The following is a 22,215-nucleotide window of genomic DNA, read 5'->3' as shown; positions in this document are numbered from 1 at the left end:
TCATGACGCAAAACATCTATGACAATCAGGCCTTTTTCGACGGCTATGCGCAGCTCAGCCGCTCGCAGCACGGCCTGGACGGCGCGCCGGAATGGCCCGCCATCCGCCGCATCCTGCCGGACTTGCAGGGAAAAAGCGTGGTCGATCTCGGCTGCGGCTACGGCTGGTTTTGCCGCAGCGCGCGCGAACAGGGCGCAGCCAGCGTGCTGGGGCTGGACGTCTCGGAAAAGATGCTGGCCAAGGCGCGGGAGATGACCGCCGACGCGGGCATCGAGTACCGCCGGCAGGATTTGGCGCAGCTGCAGCTGCCGCCGGAAAGTTACGATCTGGTCTACAGCTCGCTGACGCTGCACTACCTCGAGGATCTGGCAGCGCTGTTCGCCACGGTTTACGCCGCGCTGAAACCCGGCAGGCAGTTCATCTTCACCGCCGAGCACCCGATCTACACCGCCCCGGCGCAGCAGGGCTGGCTGACCGACGGCAACGGGCAGAAATCCTGGCCGGTCAACGGCTACCAGCGGGAAGGCCAGCGCGTCTCCAACTGGCTGGCGGAAGGCGTCATCAAGCAGCACCGCACGCTCGGCAGCTATATCAACCCGCTGGCGCAGCAAGGATTTATCATCCAGCATTTGAACGAATGGGGCCCCAGCGCGCAGCAAATCGCCGCTACCCCGGCGCTGGACGAAGAGCAGGAACGCCCGATGATCTTTATTCTCGCCGCCGGCAAACCCGCCTGATTCTGATCTGATTCACCCGCAGTAAACCGTTCACACCACCACAGTTGGGGAGGCCGCCTCCCCCCAACGGCTATTGCGCCGGCAGCGCCGCCCCGTGCGCCGCGAAGTGCGTCAGCGCCTCGCCCTCCATGCGATAGCGCACCCACTCGCCCTGCGGCTGCGCGCCGATGCTGAGGTAAAAATCGATGGCCGGCTGATTCCAGTCCAGCACGCTCCACTCCAGGCGGCCGCACTGCCGCTCGCACGCCAACTGAGCGATGTGCCGCAGCAACTTTTTACCGGCGCCCGCGCCGCGATGCTTCGGCGCCACGTACAGATCTTCCAGATAGATGCCGTTTTTACCCAGCCAGGTGGAGTAACTCATAAAGAACACCGCATAACCCGCCGGCTCGCCGTTCACCGTGCAAATCAGCGCTTCGGAACAGGCGCCCGGCCCAAACAGGCTGCGTTCGATGTCTTCCACACTGGCCAACACCTGCTCGCGCGCCTTTTCGTACACCGCCAGCTCGATAATCATATCCAGGATCCGTTTGGCGTCGCTTTTTTGCGCCGGGTAAATCTCAATGGTCATGGCAAATCCCGTATGAGTTGATGGTGTGCTTGCCAGCATACAGCGCCTCCAGTACTGCATGAACGGCATTTTCATCAACAGATAATGAATATCATGCATCTGGATTTGACACGCCTCGATCTCAACCTGCTGCTGGTGTTCGAAGCAGTGTTATAACGCGGGTTCGCCGATCGGCAGATACCCCTGCCACAGCGGCCGGGCCGGTTTGCCGTGCGGGTTGGCCCGCAGATGAACGTGATAACCCTGCAACGCCTGCAGCAGCAGGCAGTCGTCCACCTCGGCCAGGTCATCCTTGTGCTGCTGCGCGCTATCGGTCAGCAGCACTCGTTTGGCTTTGTCTTTCGCCTCGTCGGCGGAGCGCGCCACAAACAGGCCGAACTGGTGCAGTTCCGCCAGCTCATCGCTGCGGTAACCGCCCACGTTAACGAAAAACAGCTTCTCTTCACCGGCGAACGGCGCAGGCTCCAGGCTCACGTCGTAACCGTCCGCCCAGTCGATGCGCGCATAACCGTCGACATGCACCTTGCGCTTATCGCCGAACCACTTTTCGCGCAGCAGCGGATACGCCTCATCCGGCCGATCCGCCGCCGCGAACTGCACGTCGTGCAACTCAATATTGGCGCCCGGTGCCGTACCGCCCACATAAAACATCAATAATCCCGGCATGTTAGTCTGCTCTCCCTGGTGATAATCGCTGTATAATTTAATGCATAACGAAACATCTGCCAACGGTAGCGCCATTCTGTGTTATCAATAGGTGAGGTTTAATCTGTTGTGGAGGAACGCATGGCATTCAATATCGGTGATTTTGTACAACGCACCACCGGCGGCCCAAAGATGACCGTGGTGGCGATCGACGGCGAAACCCTGGTTTGCAGCTGGAATGAACTGGGTAAAGAGCAGCGCACGGAGGTGCAGGCCAGCGAGGTGGCGCTGTACCATGAAGACGGCGATTTCGGCGTCTGCTGAACGCTCGGGGCGCGCGCCGCGCCCCGTTATCGCCTCAGGCGCGAATGTCCTGATAGGCTGGCGTGGTATCAAACTCATGCTTGGCGAACGGGCACAGCGGAATGATTTTACGCTGCTCAGCGCGCATTTTCTCCACCACCAGCGCCACCAGCTTTTTGCCGACGCCCTGCCCCTTCAATGACTCATCCACCCAGGTGTGATCGATAATGGTCAGCTTGTCGCCGCTCGGCACGAAAGAGATCTCGGCGATCAGCTTGCCTTGCTCATCATTGATATAAAAACGCTTGTCGTCTGCCAAGATTTTATGATCCATATGATTTCTCCCTATATTTAAGTGCGCCGCTGGGGCAGCTGTCGATAACGCGTTTCACCTCGGCCGGCTCGGCATTGTCCGGCATAATCCACGGGCGGCGATTCAGGGTAAAAATAGCCGCGTTGCCATGCACGCAGTTGGCGGAATGGCGGCAAACTGCACTGTTAAAATAAACGTCAATCTTATCACCGGAATAACGGCGGTAACCGGCGGCGGTCAATTCCTCATCCATCATGGCCTCACATTGCCTGTTTTATTGTTTTTGCTCCAGAGTCAAGTATAGGCAATACCGCCGGCTTCACCACGCGTCTCGCCCATCGAAAAAAGTGGCGCAACCGCCCGTCGCCGCTAGAAAAAAACGTAAATTGTTCTAATCTTTATACAGTAAGACAACATAATTCCGACAGTGGCTAAGGAGTTCGAAATGGGTGATAGCTCAAAAGACGGCGTAATTCTGCTGTCCCGCATATTGCTGATGATTCTGTTTATCATTTTCGGTTGGATGAAACTGGTCAACTTCGGTGCGACCGTCACGGCGATGGAAGGTTACGGCACGCCGATGCCTTATTTGGCGGCGATCGTTGCCGTGGTGGTGGAGTTTATTTTCGGCATCGCGCTTATTCTCGGCCTGTTTACTCGCCCTATCGCGGTCATTTTCGCCCTCTATGTTTTGGGCACTGCGTTTATCGGCCATCCATTCTGGAAAATGACCGGTATGGAAATGATGGGCAACGAAATCAACTTCTTTAAAAACATCAGCATCATTGGTGGTTTGCTGTTGCTGGCGGTGACCGGCGCCGGCCGTTATTCGCTGGACTATAAAATATTTAATAAATAATTCATCGATGGCCGGCGATATTCGCCGGCCATTTTATTTCGGCAATCCTTTCAACGGCTGCGCTTGGCGTGGCGCTCAAAGTTTTCCGCCCTGGCCTGCGCCGATTTACGCAGCGTGACGTAGCAGGCGCCCTCGCCGCCGTCGCGCGGTAAGGCGCGGCAAAACGCCTGCACCTGTTCAAACTGCGCCAGCCATTTGGCGACGTAACTGCGCACGATATTCGGATGGCTGTCGTTCTGCCGCCCACGGCCATGCACGATCAGCAGCGAACGCAGGTTTTGCGCCTCCGCCTGCACGATGAAGCGAAACAGCGCCTGCCGGCTGGCTTCAACCGGCTGACGCAGCAGGTTCAGCGACGCCTGCGGCGGATAACGCCCGTTGCGCAGCTTGTCCAGCACGCCCTGCTGAATGCCTTCCCCTTTGAACTCCAGCGGCTGTTCGCAGGGGATCACCTCGAGAAAATCGGTGCTGAGGAAGTTTTCCTGCCGCAGCCGCTGTGCTTCGCGCCGCGCGCTTTTGTCCACCGTCTCCTGCGGCCGGAGGTGCAACGTCTGCCGCCCGTTCGCCAGCGGCACCACGTCCGCCATCGCCTGTTCAAAAAAGTCTTTTTCCTGCTCGCTCATGTTCCACCTCTCTTGAACGGCAGCCTTTACGGCCGGGAATGGGGTCGATTGTAAGACGCCTTGCCACGGTTGCAAGCCGGGAATTGTCAGCGGCATGTGTCTCATTTGTCGTCAACGGGTGAGCTTGCGAACAGTTTTCGCTATACTGCTAAGCCATCATTGAGTGCCGCAAAGGATCGAGCCCATGACAATGCGCGAGCTGGAAATCCAGTTTCAAAATGCGATGAATGAGTTGCAGAGCAGCTTCGAACGGCAACACCGCGAATGGCAGCAGAGCTACCAGGCGCTGCAGCAACTGCTGGAAGAAGCCAAACAGCGCGAAGCCGCGCTGCGGGCGCAGAATGAACAACTGGCGCGCAAACTGAGCACCGCCAGTTCGGTGCCGGAACAACATGCGCTGGTGAAGCAGATCAAAATGCTTGGCGCCCATCTCGACGCGTTGGCCAAAGACGCGGCCACCTTTAACCACCATCTGCGCCAGCAGAGCGCGGTCGGTAATTTCAGCGGCGAACAGCATTGATAGCGGGCGCTGTCGCACAGCGCCTCTCCCTCTTCTGGCGTATTGAGAGTGTAATAAAGCCTAAATGACCTGGATCATCCTCGCCGCCCTGATCGTCGTATTTATTATCGGTTACCGCATTCTGACGTCCGACACCCGCAAAGCCATCGATTCGCTGGCCCATCTGCTGAGGGTCAAACCGATGCTGATCGAATCGATGATCCAGGAAATGGGCGGCCGCCAAAGCCAGACCTTTATCCGCATGCTGAACAACGGCTACACCGAAGAGATGCACCAGGCCGCTTACCTGCTGTTCATCTATCTGACGTTCATCAAACAGGCGGACGACGAACAGATTGCCCTGTGGCGCGACGTGCTGCTGCGCGCCGGGCTATCGCCGGAGCTGCACGCCGAGCACACCGAAGCGGCGCTGTTTTACTTCGCCGAGCTGGATATCGATGCGTTTGAACTGGCGCAGTTCCGCCGCGCCTACAATGAGCGTTTCAACCGCGAAGCGTTGGCCCACGGCTGATCGCGTCCCCCAAGGCGGGGGACCGATTACAGGAACATGCTGAAGAGGTAGCGCGACAGCGCTTCGCGCGAGCTGAAGCCGTGTGCGATGCCGTAACGCAGGTTCGGGGCGTCGCCGCTTAAATCCAGGGGAAACTCCAGATACTGCTCGCTGGTGCGCACCGGGGAGGTTGGCGTGGCGAAATGCACGCTTCTCTCTTTCAACGCCGGGTGGATCACCAACGCGGTTCTGCCCATCCGCGCTTCGCGATTCACATACACGTAGTGTGCACCCTTGCGGTAGCCATAGGCCTGATCGGTGACATAATCACGCTCAAAGCCGGTATTCTCCAACACTTTAGCCACTTCATCCGGCCGTAAATACATCGATTCCTCCTCTCATTCTGGACCGCTGAGCGACCTTACCGTAATCATTCACCGAAACAATGATTTTCTGGGGAGGAATCCGGGTTTCGGACTATTCCTGAATCAGCGCCGGCTGCGCTGCAGCAGGCGCAGAGTGAGCAACACCCCGAGCGCCACCAGCAGCGCCGCCGCCAGATAGATCGACGGCACGCCCGCTTGCCCAATCAGCAGCCCGGCCAGCGGGCCGGTGATGCCCAGCGCCAGGTCGAGGAACGCCGAATAGGTGCCGAGCGCCGTGCCCTGATTCTGCGGCGGCACCTGTTTCACTGCCTCGACGCCCAGCGCCGGGAACACCAGCGAGAAACCGGCGCCGGCCAGCAACGCGCCGGTTTGCACCATCCAGGGCTCACCGGCCTGCCAGATCAACAGCAGCCCGACGATCTCGACCAGAAACGACACCAGCGTCACCTTCAGACCGCCGTGGCGGTTGATGACGTTGCTGAAGATCAGGCGGATGCCGACGAAGGCGCAGCTGAACAGCGTCAGCGAAAACGCCGCGCCGCTCCAGCCCTTGTCGGCGTAGTAAAGGGTGATGAACGTGGCGATGACGCCGAAGCCGACGGTGCCCATCGCCAGCCCGAGACCATAGGCCCAGATGCGGCCGAACACCGCGCTAAAGGCGATGCGTTGCCCGGCGGTGATCGAGACGTCCGGCTTGCCGCTCGCCAACAGCAGCGCCACCGCGACCGCCAGCACGATCAGCGCCGCCACTCCGGCCAAGCCCCACTGCTGATTCAGGTACACGCCGAGCGGCGCGCCGGCCGCCATCGCCCCGTAGGTGGCGACGCCGTTCCAGGAAATCACCCGTGCGGTGTGCATCGCCCCGACCCGGCCGATGCCCCACAGCGTGGAACCGGTGCTGGCGAAGCTTTCGCCGACGCCGAGAAACACCCGCCCCACGCACAGCAGCAGCAGGCTGAGCCATGGCCAGCCGTCAACGCCGAACGCCAGCGCGTAAAACAGGCCGCTGGCGCCGCAGCAGGCCAGGCCGAACAGCACCACCTTCTTCGGCCCCAGCTGATCGGCGTAACGCCCGGCGTGCGGGCGGCTGAACAGCGTGGCGAAGTACTGCGCGCTGATGATAAGGCCCGCCAGCACCGAGTTGTAGCCCAGGTGGTCATGCACAAACCCCGGCAACACCGCCAGCGGCAGGCCGATGGTCAGGTAGCAGACGAAGGTGAACATCACCACGGACAGAATGCGTCGGTTCAGCTGGAAGTTATTTTCTGCGGTCATCGAAGGTGGCTCGCATCGGACGGGGTAGACGAAGCCCTCCAGCATACCCCGATGAGATTTGATGATAAATGAGAGAGTGATAACGAATTATTATTTCGCTAACGGTTTGCCGCCACCCGCACGCGCAGAAAATCGATAAACGCCCGCACCTTCTCCGGCACATGACGGGTATTCGGGTAGAGCGCATAGATGCTCTGCTCGGGGAAACGGTGATCCGGCAGCAACCGCTGCAGCCTGCCGGCGTCGATCTCGGGCTGCGCCAGCCACGCCGGCAGCAGCGCCACCCCGGCGCCATGCAGGGCGAACGCCAGCAATGCGGCGGCGCTGTCGCCGGTGAGCGTCGCAGCGTCCGCCACCTTGAACAGCACCGCTTCGCGCTGCGGCGTGACCACCTGCCAGCTGAGCGGCGAACTGAGCCGGCTGTGGGCGATCCACTGCGCCTGCGCCAGATCCGTCAGCGAATGAATCGGCCGGTCGGCCAGATAATCCGGCGCCGCCACCGGAAAAATGGCGAAGCTGTCGATCAAGGCCGCGCGGTGGCTGGAATCCGCCAGCTGGCCCAGACGGATCGCCACGTCGAAGCGCTCCGAGATCAGATCGGCATGATAAGAAGAAGACACATGCTGGATGCGCAGGCGCGGATGCTGGCGCGAAAACGCCGCCAGCGCCGGCGCCACCACCTGCGCGCCGTACTCCGGCGTGCTGGTGATGCGCAGCACGCCGCTCAGCCCGTGATGATCGCGGCGCACGTCGTCGAGCACGTTCTCCGCCTCCTGCAACAACTGCAGGCTGCGCTGGTAGAAGCGTTCGCCGGCATCGGTCAGCGATAATCGGCGGGTGCTGCGCGCCAGCAGTGAAACCCCCAGTTCGTTCTCCAGCTGCTTGACGTTAAAGCTCACCACCGCCTTGGTTTGCCCCAGCGCCACCGCCGCTGCGGTAAAGCTGCCCGCCTCCACCACCGCCGCGAAGATCGCCAGGCGCTGCAAATTCAGCATTTCGCCGCCCTTATTGTCAAAATGATTTTGACAGTGTAATCGCCCGCCGCCGATTTATCCGCACTTTTCCCCCCGCTACACTGCTCGCCTTTAACCGGAGGCACCATGTCTTATCGCAGCAAAGTGGCAATCGTCTATCTGCTCGGCTTTTTCGTCGATTTGATCAATATGTTTATCGCCAACGTCGCCTACCCCGCCATCGGCCAGGCGATGCGAGCATCGGTCAGCCAACTGGCGTGGGTCAGCAACGGCTATATTCTCGGCCTGACGCTGGTGATCCCGCTCAGCGCCTGGCTGGCGCAGCGCATCGGCGGGCGGCGGGTGTTTCTGCTCTCGCTGGCGCTGTTCATGCTGGCCACCCTCGGAGCGGGCAACGCCGAGAGCGTCGGGGCGCTGATCGGCTGGCGCACCCTGCAGGGCATGGGCGGCGGCTTGCTGATCCCCATCGGCCAGACGCTGACCTATCAGCTGTATCGCAGCCATGAACGCGCCGGGCTGTCTGCGGCCATCATGTTAGTCGGGCTGCTGGCGCCGGCGCTGTCACCGGCGCTGGGCGGCTGGCTCGTCGATCGGTTGGACTGGCGCTGGGTGTTTTTCGCCAACCTGCCGCTGGCGGCTCTGGCCCTGGCGCTGGCGGCGCTGTGGCTGCGCGCGGAAGCGCCGACGGCGGCGCGTAAACCGCTCGACGCCACGGGGCTGCTGAGCGGCTGCGCGGCGCTGACGCTGCTGCTGCTCGGCCTGACCCGGCTGAGCGAGGCCGGCCATCAGGCTTCCGGCGCGGCGCTGCTGGCCGCCGGTCTGCTGGTGCTGGCCTATTATTTGCGCCATAGCCTGCGCACCCCGCAGCCGCTGCTGAACCTGCGGCTGGTCGGCGATCCGCTGCTGCGCAACGCCATGACGGTTTATTTGTGCATTCCCGGCCTGTTCATCGGCGTCAGCCTGGTGGCAATGCTGTATCTGCAAAACCAGCTGGGGATGCCCGCCGCACAGGTTGGCGGCCTGATGCTGCCCTGGGCGCTGGCATCGTTCCTGGCCATCACGCTGACCGGCAAAACCTTTAACCGCCTCGGCCCGCGGCCGCTGCTGATCGCCGGCTGCCTGCTGCAAGGCGCCGGCATGCTGACGCTGGCGCAGATCGATCAGGCCGGGCAGCACGCGCTGCAGATCGCCGCCTTCGCCCTGATGGGGTTCGGCGGCAGCCTGTGCAGCAGCACCGCGCAGAGCAGCGCGTTCCTGCAGATCCCCGACGCTCAGCTGGCGGACGCCAGCGCGCTGTGGAATATCAACCGCCAGCTCAGTTTTTGCCTCGGCGTGGCGCTGTTCAGCCTGCTGCTGAATCTGCTGCTGGCCGTGTTGCCGCCCGCGGCGGCTTACCGCACCTGCTTCATTCTGGCGGGCGCCAGCGTACTTATCCCGCTGCTGCTGTGCCTGCGCCTCGCCAACCGCGCCATCGTGCGCCAACTCAACGCTCAACAGGATGCTTTATGAACCCGTATTTTACCGAAGTGATCGACGCCCACATCGCCATTGAACGCTGGCTGGGCAAAGGGGCCGAAGAAGAGCAGGCGCTGCTGGCGCGCTTTACGCCGGATTTCAGCATGATCGCGCTGAACGGCGCCCCGCTGGATTTCACCGCGCTGTGCGCTTTTTTCCGCGCGCATCGCGCCGCCAAACCGGGACTGGAAATCGAGATAGAAGAGATGAAACTGGTGGCCGAATGGCCGACGGGCGCGGTAGTCAGCTACCGGGAAAAACAGAGTCTGCCGGGACAAAGCGCTACGCTGCGCTACTCCACGGTGGTGTTTGAACGCCAGCGCAACGCGCTCGGCTGGCGGCATTTGCATGAAACCGCCGCGGCGCAATGATCACAAAAAGCTGCCGGCCAAAAACAGTTCCCAGCCGACGATCACCCCGCACAGAGTTACCGCGCTGAAAATGACTTCAAACAGATAGCGATTGATCATCGTGCGTCGTCTCAAAAGAAGACACCCGGAAGAACCGGGTGTCTGGAGTACGGACTGGAGCGTGCGGAACCTTTCGGTTCCGCAAACATCACTTAATTACGCTTTTTTACCGGCTTTTTTGTGGTGTTTTTTAGCGGCCTGAGCTTTCTGCACTGGCGCTTTTTTGTGGTGTTTTTTAGCGGCCTGGGCTTTCTGAGCTGGCGCTTTTTTGTGGTGCTTTTTAGCGGCCTGAGCTTTCTGGGCTGGCGCTTTTTTGTGGTGCTTGGCTTTCTTGTGGTGCGTTGCTTTAGCTGGCGCTTTTTCAGCAGCAGCCGCTGGCGCAGCGGTAGTGGTGGTCGCAGCTGGCGCGGTGGTGGTAGCCGGAGCAGTAGCTGCAGTATCAGCAGCGAAAGCAACAGAAGACAGACCCATAGTGGCAGCAACGATCAGCGCTAATACTTTTTTCATCTTTAAATCCTCAGAGTGTTGTTTCGGTAAGCCCCGGTGGAGCCGTTGAAACAGATACTAGTGGAATCAAACCGCCGCTTCCGTGAGTGATTGGTTTCGCCGAGTAACCAAATGTACAAAGCCCAGGCGCCGGCAAACACCTGCGTGACGGCGGTTTTTTTCCGTGATCGGCCACGCAAATCTCGGCATGGTCTACACTTGAAAGACATGTGTCGAAATGGAGAGCTGAATGTTTAAGAAAGCGGAAAGAACAGAACGCGATATCGATCAGGACGTCACTCTGTTGGCAGATACGCTGGATGAAGTGTTGCGCGAGTCCGGTGACAAGACCAAAGAGGAACTGAAAGAGCTGCACAGCAAGGCGAAAGGCGTGCTGCGCGACGCCCGGGCGCGGTTCAATGGCTCCACCAGTCTGACACAGCATGCGCGCGACGCGGTCGATCAAGCCGACAGCTATGTGCGTGACAAACCTTGGCAGGGCGTAGGGATCGGTGCCGCCGTCGGCATCGTGCTCGGCGTGCTGCTGGCCCGGCGTTAACACCCCTGCAGTCATAAAGATAAAACAGATGTGCGTCTGGCCCGCGGAAATCGCGGGCCGTTTAATTTGCGTGTTTAAACAGCTGCGCCAACCCCTGCACCGCCCGCTCCGTCTCCTCTCGCCGGCTGAAATTGGCGAATCCCAACAGTAACCCTTGCCCCGCCGGATGATCGATTTGCCAATCCGACAACGCCTGCGCCGCCAGCCCCTGCCGCCACGCTTGCGCCGCCAACGGCGCATCCGCCAGCCCGTGATGCAGCCGAGCCAACAGCTGAATGCCGCCCTGCTGCGGCACCACCGTCAGCCAGGCCCCCAGCTGCCGTTCCAGCGCCTGCGTCAACCACTCGCGCCGCTGGCGGTACAGCGGCCGCATGCGTTTCAGGTGGCGGTAGAAATGCCCTTGCCGGATAAAATCCGCCACGCTTGCCTGCAGCAACGGTGGGCAGCCGCAGCCGCGCAGCCGGCTGCTGCGCGCGAATGCCGCCGTCAGACCGGCGGGCACCACCAAATAAGCCATGCGCAGCGCCGGGAACAGCGTTTTGCTGAAAGTGCCGGCGTACAGCACCCGCCCCTGAACGTCGAGGCTTTTCAGCGGCGGCAGCGGCCGCCCGTGATAGCGAAACTCGCTGTCGTAGTCATCCTCGAGGATCCAGGCCCCGCGCTGCTGCGCCCAGTCGAGCAGCGCCATCCGCCGCGCCAGGCTGAGCGAGACGCCGAGCGGGCTCTGATGAGTCGGCGTGACCACCGCCAGCCGCGCCTCGGGCTCAGTCAGGATCCCGGCGGCCACGTCCATGCCCTGTTCATCCACCGGCACGGCGACCGGCCTCACGCCGGCGGCCCGCAGCAGCGGGCGCGTAACCGGATAACCGGGATCTTCAATCCATACCGCGTCACCGGCGTGCAACAACGTCTCCACCACCCAGTCCAACAGCGCCGGGTAGCCGGCGCAGAGGAAAATCTGCTCCGGCTGGCAGCTGATGCCGCGCGACAAATGCAGATAATGGGCGATCGCCTCACGCAGTTCAGGCAGGCCGCCGGCCGGCGGCAGCGCCAGGGAAGCCACCGTAGAACCGCGCAGCTGGCGGGCGACAATGCGCTGCCACAGCGCACGTGGAAACGCATCCAGCGCCGGCACGCCCAGTTGGAAAGGCTGCAGCATGCCCTGCGGCTGCAGCGGATCGGGCGCCACCGCCGGCAGCGGCGGTGCAGCGGACGCCGCCCCCTGCATGGGCGGCAACTGCGACGAGACATAGGTGCCCGCCTGCCCCCGGCTCCGCAAAAAACCTTCGGCGATCAGCTGCGCGTAGGCGCTTTCCACCGTGGCGCGCGCCACGCCAAGATCGCTCGCCAACCCACGCACCGAAGGCAGCCGGCTGCCCGCCGCCAGGTTGCCCTGGGCGATGGCGTCTTTGATTCGCAGATAAATCTGCCGGTACAGCGGTTCGGCGAGCCCGCTGTCCAGCCGCAATGAAGTCAGGAACGGTGGCATCATGGCCCGGTTAAATAATCATTTTATGGCTCTATAGCATAGACCATAAGGCCGCTAAAGTAGCGGCATGATTTCGTTACTATCGATTGAGGTTGACCATGATTAAGCAACGTTTGAACTATGCCGAGCTGGCGCCCGCCCCGTACAAAAATATGGTGAGCGCGCTGATGGCGCTGGAGAAAGGCGCTCTGGACAAAGCGACCATCGAGTTGATGTTTATGCGCGTTTCGCAGATCAACGGCTGCGCCTACTGCCTGGACATGCACGGCAAAGCGCTGCGCGAAAGCGGCTTCGGCCACGCCAAACTCGATACGCTGGCGGGCTGGCGCGTCAGCCATGAGTTCAGCGAGCGCGAACGCGCCGCGCTGGAATGGGCCGAGTCGGTGACGCTGATCGCCGCCACCGGCGCGCCGGACAGCGCTTTTGAGGCGCTGAAAGCGCACTTCAGCGATACCGAGATCGCCGATCTGACCTTCGCCATCAGCATCATGAACGCCTTCAACCGGCTGGCCGTCAGCATGCGCCAATAATGCGTTCGCCTCCCCCTCTTCTCTGAGAGGGGGGAATTTCCCATCCGCAAAAAAATTTTCCCCTCGTCTTCCCAGCTCCGACGCGGTCTGCGCACCCAACCCCACAAAACACCATATATAGCGTGGTTGATAAAACAAATATCAACATATAGTATTTTATAGGTCAGCCGCAGGGAATGTCGTTCGGTTGATAACGCCGTCAGAAACGCCAGGAACGATGCTCCGTTATCTGACTTGTCCGCCTTTCCTTCAGTCTAAAGGTAAATGCGAATCATGAGCATTATTATTTACAGTAAGCCGGACTGTGTCCAGTGCAACGCCACCTATCGCGCATTTGATAAGCAGGGGATTGATTATCAGGTGATCGATCTCACCCAGGATCAGCAGGCGCTGAACCACGTTAAATCATTAGGTTATCAGCAGGTTCCGGTGATTATCGCCGGTGACGATCACTGGTCCGGTTTCCGGCCGGACAAAATCGGCGCGCTGGCGCTCACCTGCTGAGGCTCGACGATGAATCCGCTGGTCTATTTCTCCAGCAGTTCGGAGAACACCCACCGATTCGTTGAGAAACTGGGCCTGCCGGCGATCCGCATTCCGATCGCCGGCGCCCGCAGCAAATTGCTGATGGAACAACCCTATATCTTGATCGTGCCCAGCTATGGCGGCGGCAGCGCCGTCGGCGCGGTGCCGATCCAGGTGATCCGCTTTCTCAACGTTCCGCAAAACCGTTCATACCTGCGCGGCGTCATCGCCGCCGGGAACACCAACTTCGGCGCAGCGTACGGCATCGCCGGCGACATCATCGCCAAAAAATGCCAGGTGCCTTTCTTGTACCGCTTCGAGCTGCTCGGCACTACGCAAGACGTTGAAAACGTTAGACAGGGAGTAACCGCATTTTGGCAACGACAGAACTGACCAGGCCCGAGACGGGCGCGCTGGATTACCATTCGCTCAACGCGATGCTCAATCTTTACGATGCGGAAGGCCGGATCCAGTTCGACAAGGATCGGCTGGCGGCGCGGCACTACTTCCTGCAGCACGTCAACCAAAACACCGTGTTCTTCCATAACCTGGAGGAAAAGCTGCGCTATCTGGTGGAAGAAGGCTACTACGAGCCGCAGGTGCTGGCGCAGTACGAGTTCCCGTTTATCAAGCAGCTGTTCCAGCAGGCCTACGCCAAAAAATTCCGCTTCGAGACCTTCCTCGGCGCCTTCAAGTACTACACCAGCTATACGCTCAAAACCTTCGACGGCAAGCGCTATCTGGAACGCTACGAAGATCGGGTGTGCATGGTGGCGATGACGCTGGCGGCGGGCGATACCGCCCTGGCGCAGGATCTGGTGGAGGAGATGATTTCGGGCCGCTTCCAGCCGGCCACGCCGACCTTCCTCAACTGCGGCAAACGCCAGCGCGGCGAACTGGTCTCCTGCTTCCTGCTGCGCATCGAAGACAATATGGAATCGATCGGCCGGGCGGTGAACTCCGCGCTGCAGCTGTCGAAACGCGGCGGCGGCGTGGCCTTCCTGCTGAGTAATATTCGCGAAGTGGGCGCGCCGATCAAGCGCATCGAGAACCAGTCTTCCGGCGTCATTCCGATCATGAAAATGCTCGAAGATGCCTTCTCCTACGCCAACCAGCTCGGCGCACGCCAGGGAGCCGGCGCGGTGTATCTCAACGCCCATCACCCGGATATCCTGCGTTTTCTCGACACCAAGCGGGAAAACGCCGACGAGAAGATCCGCATCAAAACGCTGTCGCTGGGGGTGGTGATCCCGGATATCACCTTTGAGTTGGCGAAGAACAACGAGGAGATGTACCTGTTCTCGCCCTACGACGTCGAACGGGTGTATGGCGTGCCGTTTTCGGAGATTGCCGTCAGCGAGAAGTACCGCGAGATGGTGGACGACAAGCGCATCCGCAAGTCGCGCATCAACGCGCGTGAATTCTTCCAGGTGCTGGCGGAGATCCAGTTCGAATCCGGCTACCCGTATGTCATGTTCGAGGACACGGTCAACCGGGAGAACCCGATCGCCGGTCGCATCAACATGAGCAACCTGTGTTCGGAGATCCTGCAGGTCAACCGCGCCAGTACGTATCATGAAGATCTGAGCTACGATCGCATCGGCAAGGACATCTCCTGCAACCTCGGCTCGCTGAACATCGCCAAAACCATGGACGCGCCGGACTTCGGCAAGGCGATCGAGACCGCGATCCGTGCGCTGACCGCGGTGGCCGACATGAGCGACATCCGCTCGGTGCCGTCGATCGCCGAAGGCAACCGCAGCGCCCGCGCCATCGGTCTCGGTCAGATGAACCTGCACGGTTACCTGGCGCGCGAGCGTATCTTCTACGGCTCGGAAGAAGGCATCGACTTCACCAATCTCTATTTCTATACCGTGGCCTATCACGCCATCCGCGCCTCTAACCGGCTGGCGATCGAGCGCGGCGGCGCCTTTGACGGCTTTGAGCACTCTCGCTATGCCAGCGGCGAGTACTTTGACAAATACACCGAGCGCGACTGGCTGCCGCAGACCGAGCGGGTGCGCGAACTGTTCGCCGCCGCCGGTATCGCCATTCCGGGGCGCGACGAGTGGCGCGCGCTGCGCCAGTCGGTGATGATGCACGGGCTGTACAACCAGAACCTGCAGGCGGTGCCGCCGACCGGCTCCATCTCGTACATCAACAACGCCACCTCCAGCATTCATCCGATCGTTTCGCGCATCGAGATCCGCAAGGAAGGCAAGATCGGCCGCGTTTACTACCCGGCGCCTTACATGACCAACGACAACCTGGCGTATTACCAGGATGCCTACGAGATTGGCCCGGAGAAAATCATCGATACCTATGCCGCCGCCACGCAACACGTCGATCAGGGGCTGTCGCTGACGTTGTTCTTCCGCGATACCGCCACTACCCGCGACATCAACCGCGCGCAGATCTACGCCTGGCGCAAAGGCATCAAGACCATTTACTACATCCGCCTGCGCCAGATGGCGCTGGAAGGCACCGAGGTGCAGGGCTGCGTGTCCTGCTCGCTGTGAGGCAACTTATGACGACCGTAACATCGGCGCCGCTGGTGCGCGCCATCAACTGGAACATCATCGAAGACGACAAGGATCTGGAGGTGTGGAACCGCCTGACCTCCAACTTCTGGCTGCCGGAGAAGGTGCCGCTGTCCAACGATATCCCCTCCTGGGCCACGCTGACGCCGAAGGAGCAGCAGCTGACCATTCGGGTGTTCACCGGGCTGACGCTGCTGGACACCATCCAGAACACCGTCGGCGCGCCGGCCCTGATCGCCGATGCGCTGACGCCGCACGAAGAGGCGGTGTACTCCAACATCAGTTTTATGGAGGCGGTGCACGCCCGCTCTTACAGCTCAATCTTCTCCACCCTGTGCCAAACGCCGGACGTGGATGACGCCTATCGCTGGAGCGAGGAAAACCGCGCGCTGCAGAAGAAAGCCGGCATCATTCTGGCGCACTACCGCAGCGACGATCCGCTGCTGAAAAAAGTCGCCAGCGTGTTCCTCGAGTCGTTCCTGTTCTATTCGGGCTTTTACCTGCCGATGTACTGGTCCAGCCGCGCCAAGCTGACCAACACCGCCGATCTGATCCGCCTGATCATTCGCGACGAAGCGGTGCACGGCTACTATATCGGCTATAAGTTCCAGAAAGGGCTGGAGAAGGTGGACGCCGCGCGGCGCCAGCAGGTGAAAAACTTCGCCTTCGATCTGCTGCAGGATCTGTACGACAACGAGGTGCGTTACACCGAGGAGCTGTACGACGGCGTCGGCTGGACGGAAGACGTGAAGACCTTCCTGCACTACAACGCCAACAAGGCGCTGATGAACCTCGGGTATGAAGCGCTGTTCCCACCGGCGATGGCGGAGGTCAACCCGGCGATCCTGTCGGCGCTGTCGCCGAACGCCGATGAAAACCACGATTTCTTCTCCGGCTCAGGGTCGTCCTACGTCATCGGCAAGGCGGTCAACACCGAGGATGAGGACTGGGATTTCTGAGGACATGACAACGATACCGGTCTTTCAGGCCGGTATCGTGCATTCAATACCCTTGTTCTTTCTGACTGCGGATCGCCAGAACAAATGCCGTATCGATATCAGGGATATATTTGTAGAGCGCCAAATAACCGCGAGCTTGCTGCCCAATAATCAATTCACGCAGCCCTGCGCCAAGGGACCGTCCGATCAATGGATTATGTTCCAATACCGCAACCGCCTGGATGATTTCCTGAATGCGCCGCCCTGAATCCGCGGCAGCATACTGAGCCAAATGAGCGAGAATACGTTCGATATCATCCCTGACCTCTGGCGCCAACTCGACATTTGCCATCAGCGCCCCAGTTTTTTAACGGCAGGTTTAACCGCAGCGGTGTTACCCGCAGCGTAATTTTCCAAATAACCGCGCATCTCTTTCCAAGAAACCGTCTCTCCCGTCGCAATTATCTTGGCATAGCGTTTTTCCGCTTCATTCTCAAAGTCGCGGCGCAACTCTTCTTGCTGCGTTTTCTCCGTTATTGCCTGCAAAATAAAGCTGTGAGACGTCACGCCAGTCTGCTCGGCGACGGCGGCCACGCGGGCTTTAAGCTCATCTGGAATACGGATGGTCGTCGTAGACATAAGCGCTCCCAACGTCGGTCTGTTACATGTAGCTCAATTGTGCTACACGAAGTCTGACAGCGCAATAACACTGAGGATTATTTCACCCATTGACGCAACTCTAGCCGCCGCCAAATAGCGCGTTTCTCCGCGTCGCTGGCGGTCGGCCAGGCGGCGATCTCCGCCCGCGTGCGCCGGCATCCGCGGCACTGCTGGGTTTCGTCGTCGATCCGGCACAGGCTGACACAGGGCGATCTGACGCCAGGATGGGATTGCTGAGTGTGGCCCGCCATACGTTGCCCTTGATGTGATATGTTCCGCCACAGGATACCCGATCCGGCGGCGGCGCGTCGCCAATCAGATGATGCCGCCGTTGGCGCGCAGAGTTTGGCCATTGATCCAGCCGCCGTCGGCCCCGGCGAGAAAAGCCACCGCCGCGGCGATATCGTCCGGCGTACCCAGGCGTTCCAACGGCGCCATCTTCGCCAGCCGCTCGATAAGCTCCGGGGTTTTGCCGTCGAGGAACAAGCCGGTGGCGGTCGGCCCCGGCGCGACGGCGTTCACCGTGATATTGCGGCCGCGCAGCTCTTTCGCCAGCACGCTGGTCAGCGCTTCGATCGCCGCCTTACTGGCGGCATACATGCCGTAACCCGGCTGCAGCAACCCCACCACGCTGGAGGAGAAATTGATGATGCGGCCATTGTCGCGCAGGCGCTTCGCCGCCTCGCGCATCGCATTGAAGCTGCCTTTCAGGTTGATGTCGAGCAGGCGATCCACGTCTTCATCCTTCATGTCCGCTATCGGCGCCAGCGCGATCACCCCGGCGTTATTGACCAGCACGTCGACGCCGCCAAACGCCTGTTCTGCGCTGTCGAACAGCCGGGCGACCGCAGACGCATCGCTGACGTCGGCCTTGACGCTCAAGGCGCGGCCGCCGCGCTGTTCTATCTTGCGCACCAGCTCATCGGCCAGTGCCGGATTGCCTGAATAGTTGATGATGACGGTAAAGCCATCGGCGGCCAGACGCTCGGCGATGGCCGCGCCGATGCCGCGGGATGCGCCGGTGACGATGGCGACGGAGTGAGTTTTCTGGTTCATCGGGAGCTCCTTAAAGAAAACGACAGGCATGACGTTAATCATGCACTGTTTATCACGGCGAATCAGCCCCGATTCTCTGGCATCATAATCCCAAATTTTCGAACAATGTCCCCAAGGCGCTTACGATGGCCGCCCAACGGGCGGCCATCTCCGTTACAGCGCGCCGTAATTCAGCGGCACCCAGGTGTAACCGTCGCCCTGGCGGTTCAAATACCCCAACCCCGGGAACGACAGGTGTGCGCCCCCCACCAGCTCGCTCTGCCGCGCGCTGTCGCCAAATATCCGCAGCCGCTGAGCGACCGCCGCCTTGGCGTCATTATCAAAGCTGATAGCCACCTTCGGATGCGGCATCTGCACCGCCGCCACGTGGATCAGATCCCCCAGCAGCAACAGCTTCTGGCCCTGGCTGGTCACCTGATACACGCTATGCCCCGGCGTATGGCCGTGGGCAGCAAAGGCGGCAATGCCCGGGGAAAGCTCACCGTCGCCGCTGAACGGCTTAAAGTGGCCGGCCGCCTGATACGGCTTGATCGCCGCCTGGGCCCGTTCGAAGTTGCTTTTACTCTCTGCTTTGGCCTGTTTCAGTTGGTCCGCGCTCAGCCAGAAGTCCGCGTCCTGGCTGGCGGCGCGCACCACCGCATTGGGGAATGCCGCCTTGCCGTCGTGCGTCAGGCCGCCGAGGTGATCCGGGTGCATGTGGGTCAGGTAGATTTCATCCACCTGCTCCGGCTGGTAGCCCGCCGCGCGCAGGTTATCCACCAGCTTGCCCAGGCCGTCGCCCAGCAGTTGGCCGGCGCCGCTGTCGATCATCACCAGCTTGTCGCCGGTGTTGATCAGATAGGCATTGACCGAGGTGACCACCGGCAGGCTTTGATGCTGCTCGGCTACCCCGGCGGCGATCTGCTGCGGCGTGCTGTTCAGCAACAGCTTGTCCGCCGGCAGGCGAATGATGCCATCGGACAACGCGGTCACTTCAAAACTGCCCAGCATGATGCGGTAGAATCCCGGCGTCGGGGTTTTGGCCTGCGGCGCGGCGGCGCCGGCCTGTAATGACATAACGGCCAGCGCCGCGCCCAGCAAACAACGTTTCCAGAACATGATGACTCCTTGCGAGAATTGAACAGCGCTAAGTATTGACGCAAAAAGCCCGATGCGCCTGTTTAATAAATGCCTTTGATAAATATATAAATAATATATTTATTGTGAATAATTTTGTTTGCCGCCCCACACAACCCCAATCAATATTTTCTCGTTCGCCACTTGGTTATTTTCCTTACTCCCTAAACCACGAGTAAGGAAATAACATGAGCTATCAATTCGAAAACCTGGTCTTTGAAGGCGGCGGCGTAAAAGGCATCGCCTATGGCGGCGCGCTGGAACTGCTGGAAGCCAAAGGCATCATGCCGCAGATCAAGCAAACCTCCGGCGCCTCGGCGGGCGCCATCGCCGCACTGCTGGTCGGCCTGGGCTGCAGCTCGGCGGACGTCACCAAAATTCTGTCGGCGATGGATTTTAAAAAATTCCTCGATTATAACGGCGGCTTTTTCGGCACGATCCAGGACGCCTATCGCCTGTTCAATCAATACGGCATCGCGCCCGGCGATTATTTCTATCAATGGTCGCGCGATATTATCAAGCAATATACCGGCAACCCGGATATTACCTTCGAGCAGTTCGAAGCGATGAAAGCGGCGAAAGGGTTCAAGTCGATTTACTTTATCGGCGCCAACCTCAACAGCGGTCAGCGCGAGGTCTATTCTCACCGCACCACGCCGCGCATGAAAGTGGCGGACGGCCTGCGCATTTCGATGTCGTTCCCGTTCGCCTTCGTAGCGAAGAACAATACCCTGGGCGACCTGTGCATCGACGGTGGCATGATCGACAACTACCCGGTGCGGCTGTTCGACTATGACTTCTCCGCCACGCCGCCTTACATCGACAACGCTAGCCAGCGCATCAACACCCGCACGCTGGGCATTCGCCTGGACTCCGCCAGTGAAATCGCTCAGGCCGCCGGTCAGGCCGGCCCGCGCACGCCGGTCAACAACCTGTTTGATTTCACCCTGGCGGTGGCCAACGTGATGCTGGACATCCAAACCAAGGTGCATCTGGACAGCGATGACTGGAAGCGCACCGTGTATGTCGACACGCTCGACGTCGGCACGCTGGAGTTCGGCATCAGCGAGGAGAAAAAACGCGCGCTGATCGAATCCGGCCGTCGCGGCGTAGAGCGCTACTTCGCCTGGTATGACGCCGCCATGAAACAGGCGGCGTAACCGGCGTTTTCCCGCCTGCGCGGCCGGCCGGCGCGCGGGCAAAAAAATCCCCGCGGGGGCGGGGAAAGGCAAAGTAACGCTAAGGATTTATAGGAGTTATACGAAGAACTTGGCCAACACCAGCAGCGACAGCGAGACGTTGATAGCGCCGCCGATACGGGTTGCGATCTGGGCGAACGGCATCAGCGACATGCGGTTGCCGGCGGTGAGGATCGCGACGTCGCCGGTGCCGCCCTGCCCGCTCTGGCAACAGGAGACGATCGCCACGTCGATAGGGTGCATGCCAATTTTCTTGCCAACGAAGAAACCGGTCGCCACCAGCGCGCTGACGGTCGTGACGATCACGATCAGATTCTGGACGGTGAACGCATCCACCAACTCCTGCCACGGCGTGATGGCCACCCCGACCGCGAACAGGATCGGATAAGTCACGGCGGTGCGGAAGAATTTGTACACCACCTGCGAACCTTCCTGAATGCGCGGCGACACCCCATGCGCCAGCTTCACCGCTACGGCGGCGAACAGCATGCCCACCGGCGCCGGCAGGCCGATCAGGCGGTGCAGCAGCATGCCCACCATATACAGCAGAATGGCCAGCAACGCGCCGCAGGCGATGGTGCTGACGTCCACCTTGCCACTGATTTTTTCCACCGCGTTCATGTTGCTGTCGCCCTGCTTACTCGGCATCAGGCTGCCTTCGCCGGTCAGGTGCGGATAACGCTTGCCCAGTTGGTTGAGCAGGCCGGCGATGACGATGGCGGTCAGGCTGCCGAGCATCACGATCGGCAGAATGCGCCCCAACGCCACGCCCTGCTCCATGTGCAGGATCGCCGCGTAGCCCATCGACAGCGGGATCGCCCCTTCACCTACGCCGCCGGCCATGATAGGCAAGATCAGGAAGAAGAAGATCTGGAACGGATCCAGGCCCAGCGCCATGCCGACGCCCATCCCCACCAGCATGCCGACGATCTCGCCGCACAGCATCGGAATGAAGATGCGCAGGAAACCCTGGATCAGCACCTGGCGGTTCATGCTCATGATGCTGCCGACGATGATGCAGCAAATGTAGAGATAAAGAATGTTGGTCGATTTGTAGAACTTGGTGGTCGATTCCACCACCACGTCCGGCAACAGGCCATAGTGCACCAGCGCGGAAGGAATAAAGGTGGCGCAGATCGCCGCCGCGCCCATTTTGCCGATCAACGGCAGGCGTTTGCCGAATTCGCCGCAGGCGAAACCGAAGAACGCCAGGGTGGCCACCATCACCACGATATCGCTCGGCAATTTGCCTTCCAGGCAGTCGAGCAGAATCAATACGCCGGCCAGAATAAAGAACGGTAACGGAATAATCCCTACTTTATAATTGTCCAGTATCCGCCACCATTTCTCACGCAGAGGAATATCGGCGGTCTTGTCTTTGGCTACGAGGTAAGAATCATCTGTTGTGCTCATAATCTGGCCTCTTATTAGTTTGTTCAGCCATCATAGAGAAGCGCACAGATTATCTGCTGTGATTATGTTCAAAGTTAAAAAGG

Annotated in this window: 30 protein-coding genes; 14 read left to right on the top strand and 16 right to left on the bottom strand. The window is 60.3% G+C overall.

From position 1 onward, the window contains the following. The first annotated feature begins 2 nt into the window (after window positions 1–2). Window positions 3–737 (top strand): class I SAM-dependent methyltransferase, encoded by a 735-nt coding sequence (locus ACMGF7_RS13030; RefSeq protein ID WP_164095196.1) that lies wholly within the window; start codon window positions 3–5, stop codon window positions 735–737. A 70-nt stretch (window positions 738–807) separates the two neighbouring features. Here ACMGF7_RS13030 and ACMGF7_RS13025 read toward each other — a convergent pair whose 3' ends face one another. Then, a complete protein-coding gene (locus tag ACMGF7_RS13025) occupies window positions 808–1,308 on the bottom strand; it encodes a GNAT family N-acetyltransferase (RefSeq protein ID WP_197763938.1) in 501 nt (166 codons plus the stop codon). Window positions 1,309–1,458: 150 nt separating this feature from the next. Further along, window positions 1,459–1,974: a DUF1543 domain-containing protein gene (locus ACMGF7_RS13020; RefSeq protein WP_048325138.1), complete on the bottom strand. Its 516-nt coding sequence runs from the start codon at window positions 1,972–1,974 to the stop codon at window positions 1,459–1,461. Window positions 1,975–2,094: 120 nt separating this feature from the next. On the opposite strand from ACMGF7_RS13020, the gene ACMGF7_RS13015 reads away from it, so the two are divergent. Then, on the top strand, window positions 2,095–2,277 hold the full coding sequence (locus ACMGF7_RS13015; protein WP_015378856.1) for a YodC family protein: 183 nt from the start codon (window positions 2,095–2,097) through the stop codon (window positions 2,275–2,277). Window positions 2,278–2,311: 34 nt separating this feature from the next. Here ACMGF7_RS13015 and ACMGF7_RS13010 read toward each other — a convergent pair whose 3' ends face one another. Together ACMGF7_RS13010 and ACMGF7_RS13005 are read right to left on the bottom strand one after the other, a co-directional pair. Next, window positions 2,312–2,590 carry a GNAT family N-acetyltransferase gene (locus tag ACMGF7_RS13010; protein ID WP_004928983.1) on the bottom strand — a complete coding sequence of 93 codons (279 nt, stop codon included), beginning with the start codon at window positions 2,588–2,590 and terminating at the stop codon, window positions 2,312–2,314. After that, a complete protein-coding gene (locus tag ACMGF7_RS13005) occupies window positions 2,580–2,822 on the bottom strand; it encodes a (4Fe-4S)-binding protein (protein ID WP_004928981.1) in 243 nt (80 codons plus the stop codon). The genes ACMGF7_RS13010 and ACMGF7_RS13005 overlap by 11 nt, the downstream gene beginning before the upstream one ends. A 192-nt stretch (window positions 2,823–3,014) precedes the next feature. Here ACMGF7_RS13005 and ACMGF7_RS13000 point away from each other — a divergent pair, with 192 nt between their 5' ends. After that, on the top strand, window positions 3,015–3,428 hold the full coding sequence (locus ACMGF7_RS13000) for a DoxX family protein (RefSeq protein WP_004928980.1): 414 nt from the start codon (window positions 3,015–3,017) through the stop codon (window positions 3,426–3,428). 50 nt (window positions 3,429–3,478) lie between these two features. Here the strand turns inward: ACMGF7_RS13000 and smrA are convergent, their stop codons facing one another. Beyond that, window positions 3,479–4,051, bottom strand: coding sequence for a DNA endonuclease SmrA (gene smrA, locus ACMGF7_RS12995; RefSeq protein ID WP_015378857.1), 573 nt, complete (start codon window positions 4,049–4,051; stop codon window positions 3,479–3,481). 184 nt (window positions 4,052–4,235) lie between these two features. Here smrA and ACMGF7_RS12990 point away from each other — a divergent pair, with 184 nt between their 5' ends. Together ACMGF7_RS12990 and ACMGF7_RS12985 are read left to right on the top strand one after the other, a co-directional pair. Continuing rightward, window positions 4,236–4,571 (top strand): MbeD/MobD family mobilization/exclusion protein, encoded by a 336-nt coding sequence (locus ACMGF7_RS12990; RefSeq protein ID WP_004928976.1) that lies wholly within the window; start codon window positions 4,236–4,238, stop codon window positions 4,569–4,571. Between the two features lie 64 nt (window positions 4,572–4,635). Then, on the top strand, window positions 4,636–5,082 hold the full coding sequence (locus tag ACMGF7_RS12985) for a DUF1198 family protein (protein WP_025303978.1): 447 nt from the start codon (window positions 4,636–4,638) through the stop codon (window positions 5,080–5,082). A 26-nt stretch (window positions 5,083–5,108) separates the two neighbouring features. Here the strand turns inward: ACMGF7_RS12985 and ACMGF7_RS12980 are convergent, their stop codons facing one another. The 3 genes from ACMGF7_RS12980 to ACMGF7_RS12970 form a co-directional block, all read right to left on the bottom strand. Continuing rightward, a complete protein-coding gene (locus ACMGF7_RS12980) occupies window positions 5,109–5,447 on the bottom strand; it encodes a DUF2002 family protein (protein WP_038872785.1) in 339 nt (112 codons plus the stop codon). Between the two features lie 102 nt (window positions 5,448–5,549). Next, the gene (locus tag ACMGF7_RS12975) at window positions 5,550–6,722 is read right to left on the bottom strand and encodes an MFS transporter (RefSeq protein ID WP_049242291.1); all 1,173 of its coding nucleotides are present in this window, start codon (window positions 6,720–6,722) and stop codon (window positions 5,550–5,552) included. Window positions 6,723–6,820: 98 nt separating this feature from the next. After that, the gene (locus ACMGF7_RS12970; RefSeq protein WP_049242294.1) at window positions 6,821–7,717 is read right to left on the bottom strand and encodes a LysR family transcriptional regulator; all 897 of its coding nucleotides are present in this window, start codon (window positions 7,715–7,717) and stop codon (window positions 6,821–6,823) included. Window positions 7,718–7,822: 105 nt separating this feature from the next. On the opposite strand from ACMGF7_RS12970, the gene ACMGF7_RS12965 reads away from it, so the two are divergent. After that, window positions 7,823–9,205, top strand: a complete 1,383-nt coding sequence (locus ACMGF7_RS12965) for an MFS transporter (protein ID WP_274864683.1) — start codon at window positions 7,823–7,825, stop codon at window positions 9,203–9,205. Continuing rightward, the gene (locus ACMGF7_RS12960) at window positions 9,202–9,582 is read left to right on the top strand and encodes a DUF4440 domain-containing protein (protein ID WP_164095200.1); all 381 of its coding nucleotides are present in this window, start codon (window positions 9,202–9,204) and stop codon (window positions 9,580–9,582) included. Before ACMGF7_RS12965 ends, ACMGF7_RS12960 begins: the two co-directional genes overlap by 4 nt. A gap of 195 nt (window positions 9,583–9,777) precedes the next feature. Here the strand turns inward: ACMGF7_RS12960 and asr are convergent, their stop codons facing one another. After that, window positions 9,778–10,128 carry an acid resistance repetitive basic protein Asr gene (gene asr / locus ACMGF7_RS12955; protein WP_004928953.1) on the bottom strand — a complete coding sequence of 117 codons (351 nt, stop codon included), beginning with the start codon at window positions 10,126–10,128 and terminating at the stop codon, window positions 9,778–9,780. A 229-nt stretch (window positions 10,129–10,357) separates the two neighbouring features. Here asr and ACMGF7_RS12950 point away from each other — a divergent pair, with 229 nt between their 5' ends. Continuing rightward, window positions 10,358–10,666 (top strand): DUF883 family protein, encoded by a 309-nt coding sequence (locus tag ACMGF7_RS12950; RefSeq protein WP_004928950.1) that lies wholly within the window; start codon window positions 10,358–10,360, stop codon window positions 10,664–10,666. A gap of 61 nt (window positions 10,667–10,727) precedes the next feature. On the opposite strand, the gene ACMGF7_RS12945 is transcribed toward ACMGF7_RS12950, so the two are convergent. Beyond that, window positions 10,728–12,158: a PLP-dependent aminotransferase family protein gene (locus ACMGF7_RS12945; protein WP_049242300.1), complete on the bottom strand. Its 1,431-nt coding sequence runs from the start codon at window positions 12,156–12,158 to the stop codon at window positions 10,728–10,730. Window positions 12,159–12,253: 95 nt separating this feature from the next. Between ACMGF7_RS12945 and ACMGF7_RS12940 the strand changes: the two genes are divergently transcribed. The 5 genes from ACMGF7_RS12940 to nrdF all read left to right on the top strand — a co-directional run bounded on the left by ACMGF7_RS12940 (window position 12,254) and on the right by nrdF (window position 16,709). Further along, window positions 12,254–12,685 carry a carboxymuconolactone decarboxylase family protein gene (locus ACMGF7_RS12940; RefSeq protein WP_049242302.1) on the top strand — a complete coding sequence of 144 codons (432 nt, stop codon included), beginning with the start codon at window positions 12,254–12,256 and terminating at the stop codon, window positions 12,683–12,685. Between the two features lie 273 nt (window positions 12,686–12,958). Next, on the top strand, window positions 12,959–13,189 hold the full coding sequence (gene nrdH / locus ACMGF7_RS12935) for a glutaredoxin-like protein NrdH (RefSeq protein ID WP_004928934.1): 231 nt from the start codon (window positions 12,959–12,961) through the stop codon (window positions 13,187–13,189). A gap of 9 nt (window positions 13,190–13,198) precedes the next feature. Beyond that, entirely contained in the window at window positions 13,199–13,603 is a 405-nt protein-coding gene (gene nrdI, locus ACMGF7_RS12930; protein ID WP_004928930.1) for a class Ib ribonucleoside-diphosphate reductase assembly flavoprotein NrdI, read from the top strand. Continuing rightward, window positions 13,585–15,729 carry a class 1b ribonucleoside-diphosphate reductase subunit alpha gene (gene nrdE, locus ACMGF7_RS12925; protein WP_015378866.1) on the top strand — a complete coding sequence of 715 codons (2,145 nt, stop codon included), beginning with the start codon at window positions 13,585–13,587 and terminating at the stop codon, window positions 15,727–15,729. Before nrdI ends, nrdE begins: the two co-directional genes overlap by 19 nt. Before the next feature lie 8 nt (window positions 15,730–15,737). After that, window positions 15,738–16,709, top strand: coding sequence for a class 1b ribonucleoside-diphosphate reductase subunit beta (nrdF, locus tag ACMGF7_RS12920; RefSeq protein ID WP_004928917.1), 972 nt, complete (start codon window positions 15,738–15,740; stop codon window positions 16,707–16,709). 43 nt (window positions 16,710–16,752) lie between these two features. Here nrdF and ACMGF7_RS12915 read toward each other — a convergent pair whose 3' ends face one another. From ACMGF7_RS12915 to ACMGF7_RS12895, 5 genes are all read right to left on the bottom strand, one after another. Then, on the bottom strand, window positions 16,753–17,040 hold the full coding sequence (locus ACMGF7_RS12915) for a type II toxin-antitoxin system RelE/ParE family toxin (RefSeq protein ID WP_033632277.1): 288 nt from the start codon (window positions 17,038–17,040) through the stop codon (window positions 16,753–16,755). Then, window positions 17,040–17,327, bottom strand: coding sequence for a CopG family ribbon-helix-helix protein (locus tag ACMGF7_RS12910; protein WP_033632276.1), 288 nt, complete (start codon window positions 17,325–17,327; stop codon window positions 17,040–17,042). Before ACMGF7_RS12910 ends, ACMGF7_RS12915 begins: the two co-directional genes overlap by 1 nt. Before the next feature lie 77 nt (window positions 17,328–17,404). Further along, a complete protein-coding gene (locus ACMGF7_RS12905; protein ID WP_075201911.1) occupies window positions 17,405–17,599 on the bottom strand; it encodes a DUF1289 domain-containing protein in 195 nt (64 codons plus the stop codon). Window positions 17,600–17,663: 64 nt separating this feature from the next. Next, entirely contained in the window at window positions 17,664–18,404 is a 741-nt protein-coding gene (locus tag ACMGF7_RS12900) for an SDR family oxidoreductase (RefSeq protein ID WP_420286452.1), read from the bottom strand. Between the two features lie 153 nt (window positions 18,405–18,557). Then, window positions 18,558–19,502: an MBL fold metallo-hydrolase gene (locus ACMGF7_RS12895; protein WP_049242309.1), complete on the bottom strand. Its 945-nt coding sequence runs from the start codon at window positions 19,500–19,502 to the stop codon at window positions 18,558–18,560. Between the two features lie 206 nt (window positions 19,503–19,708). Between ACMGF7_RS12895 and ACMGF7_RS12890 the strand changes: the two genes are divergently transcribed. Then, complete coding sequence (locus ACMGF7_RS12890; RefSeq protein ID WP_049242312.1) at window positions 19,709–20,680, top strand: patatin-like phospholipase family protein; 972 nt, start codon at window positions 19,709–19,711, stop codon at window positions 20,678–20,680. Window positions 20,681–20,776: 96 nt separating this feature from the next. Here ACMGF7_RS12890 and ACMGF7_RS12885 read toward each other — a convergent pair whose 3' ends face one another. Then, complete coding sequence (locus ACMGF7_RS12885; protein WP_049242314.1) at window positions 20,777–22,132, bottom strand: 2-hydroxycarboxylate transporter family protein; 1,356 nt, start codon at window positions 22,130–22,132, stop codon at window positions 20,777–20,779. Between the last annotated feature and the right edge of the window lie 83 nt (window positions 22,133–22,215).

Origin of the sequence: Serratia sp. BNK-17 (assembly GCF_048684935.1) — a bacterium.
In the GTDB taxonomy this organism is placed as follows: domain Bacteria; phylum Pseudomonadota; class Gammaproteobacteria; order Enterobacterales; family Enterobacteriaceae; genus Serratia; species Serratia nematodiphila.
This window is presented reverse-complemented; position numbering and strand designations above follow the sequence as displayed.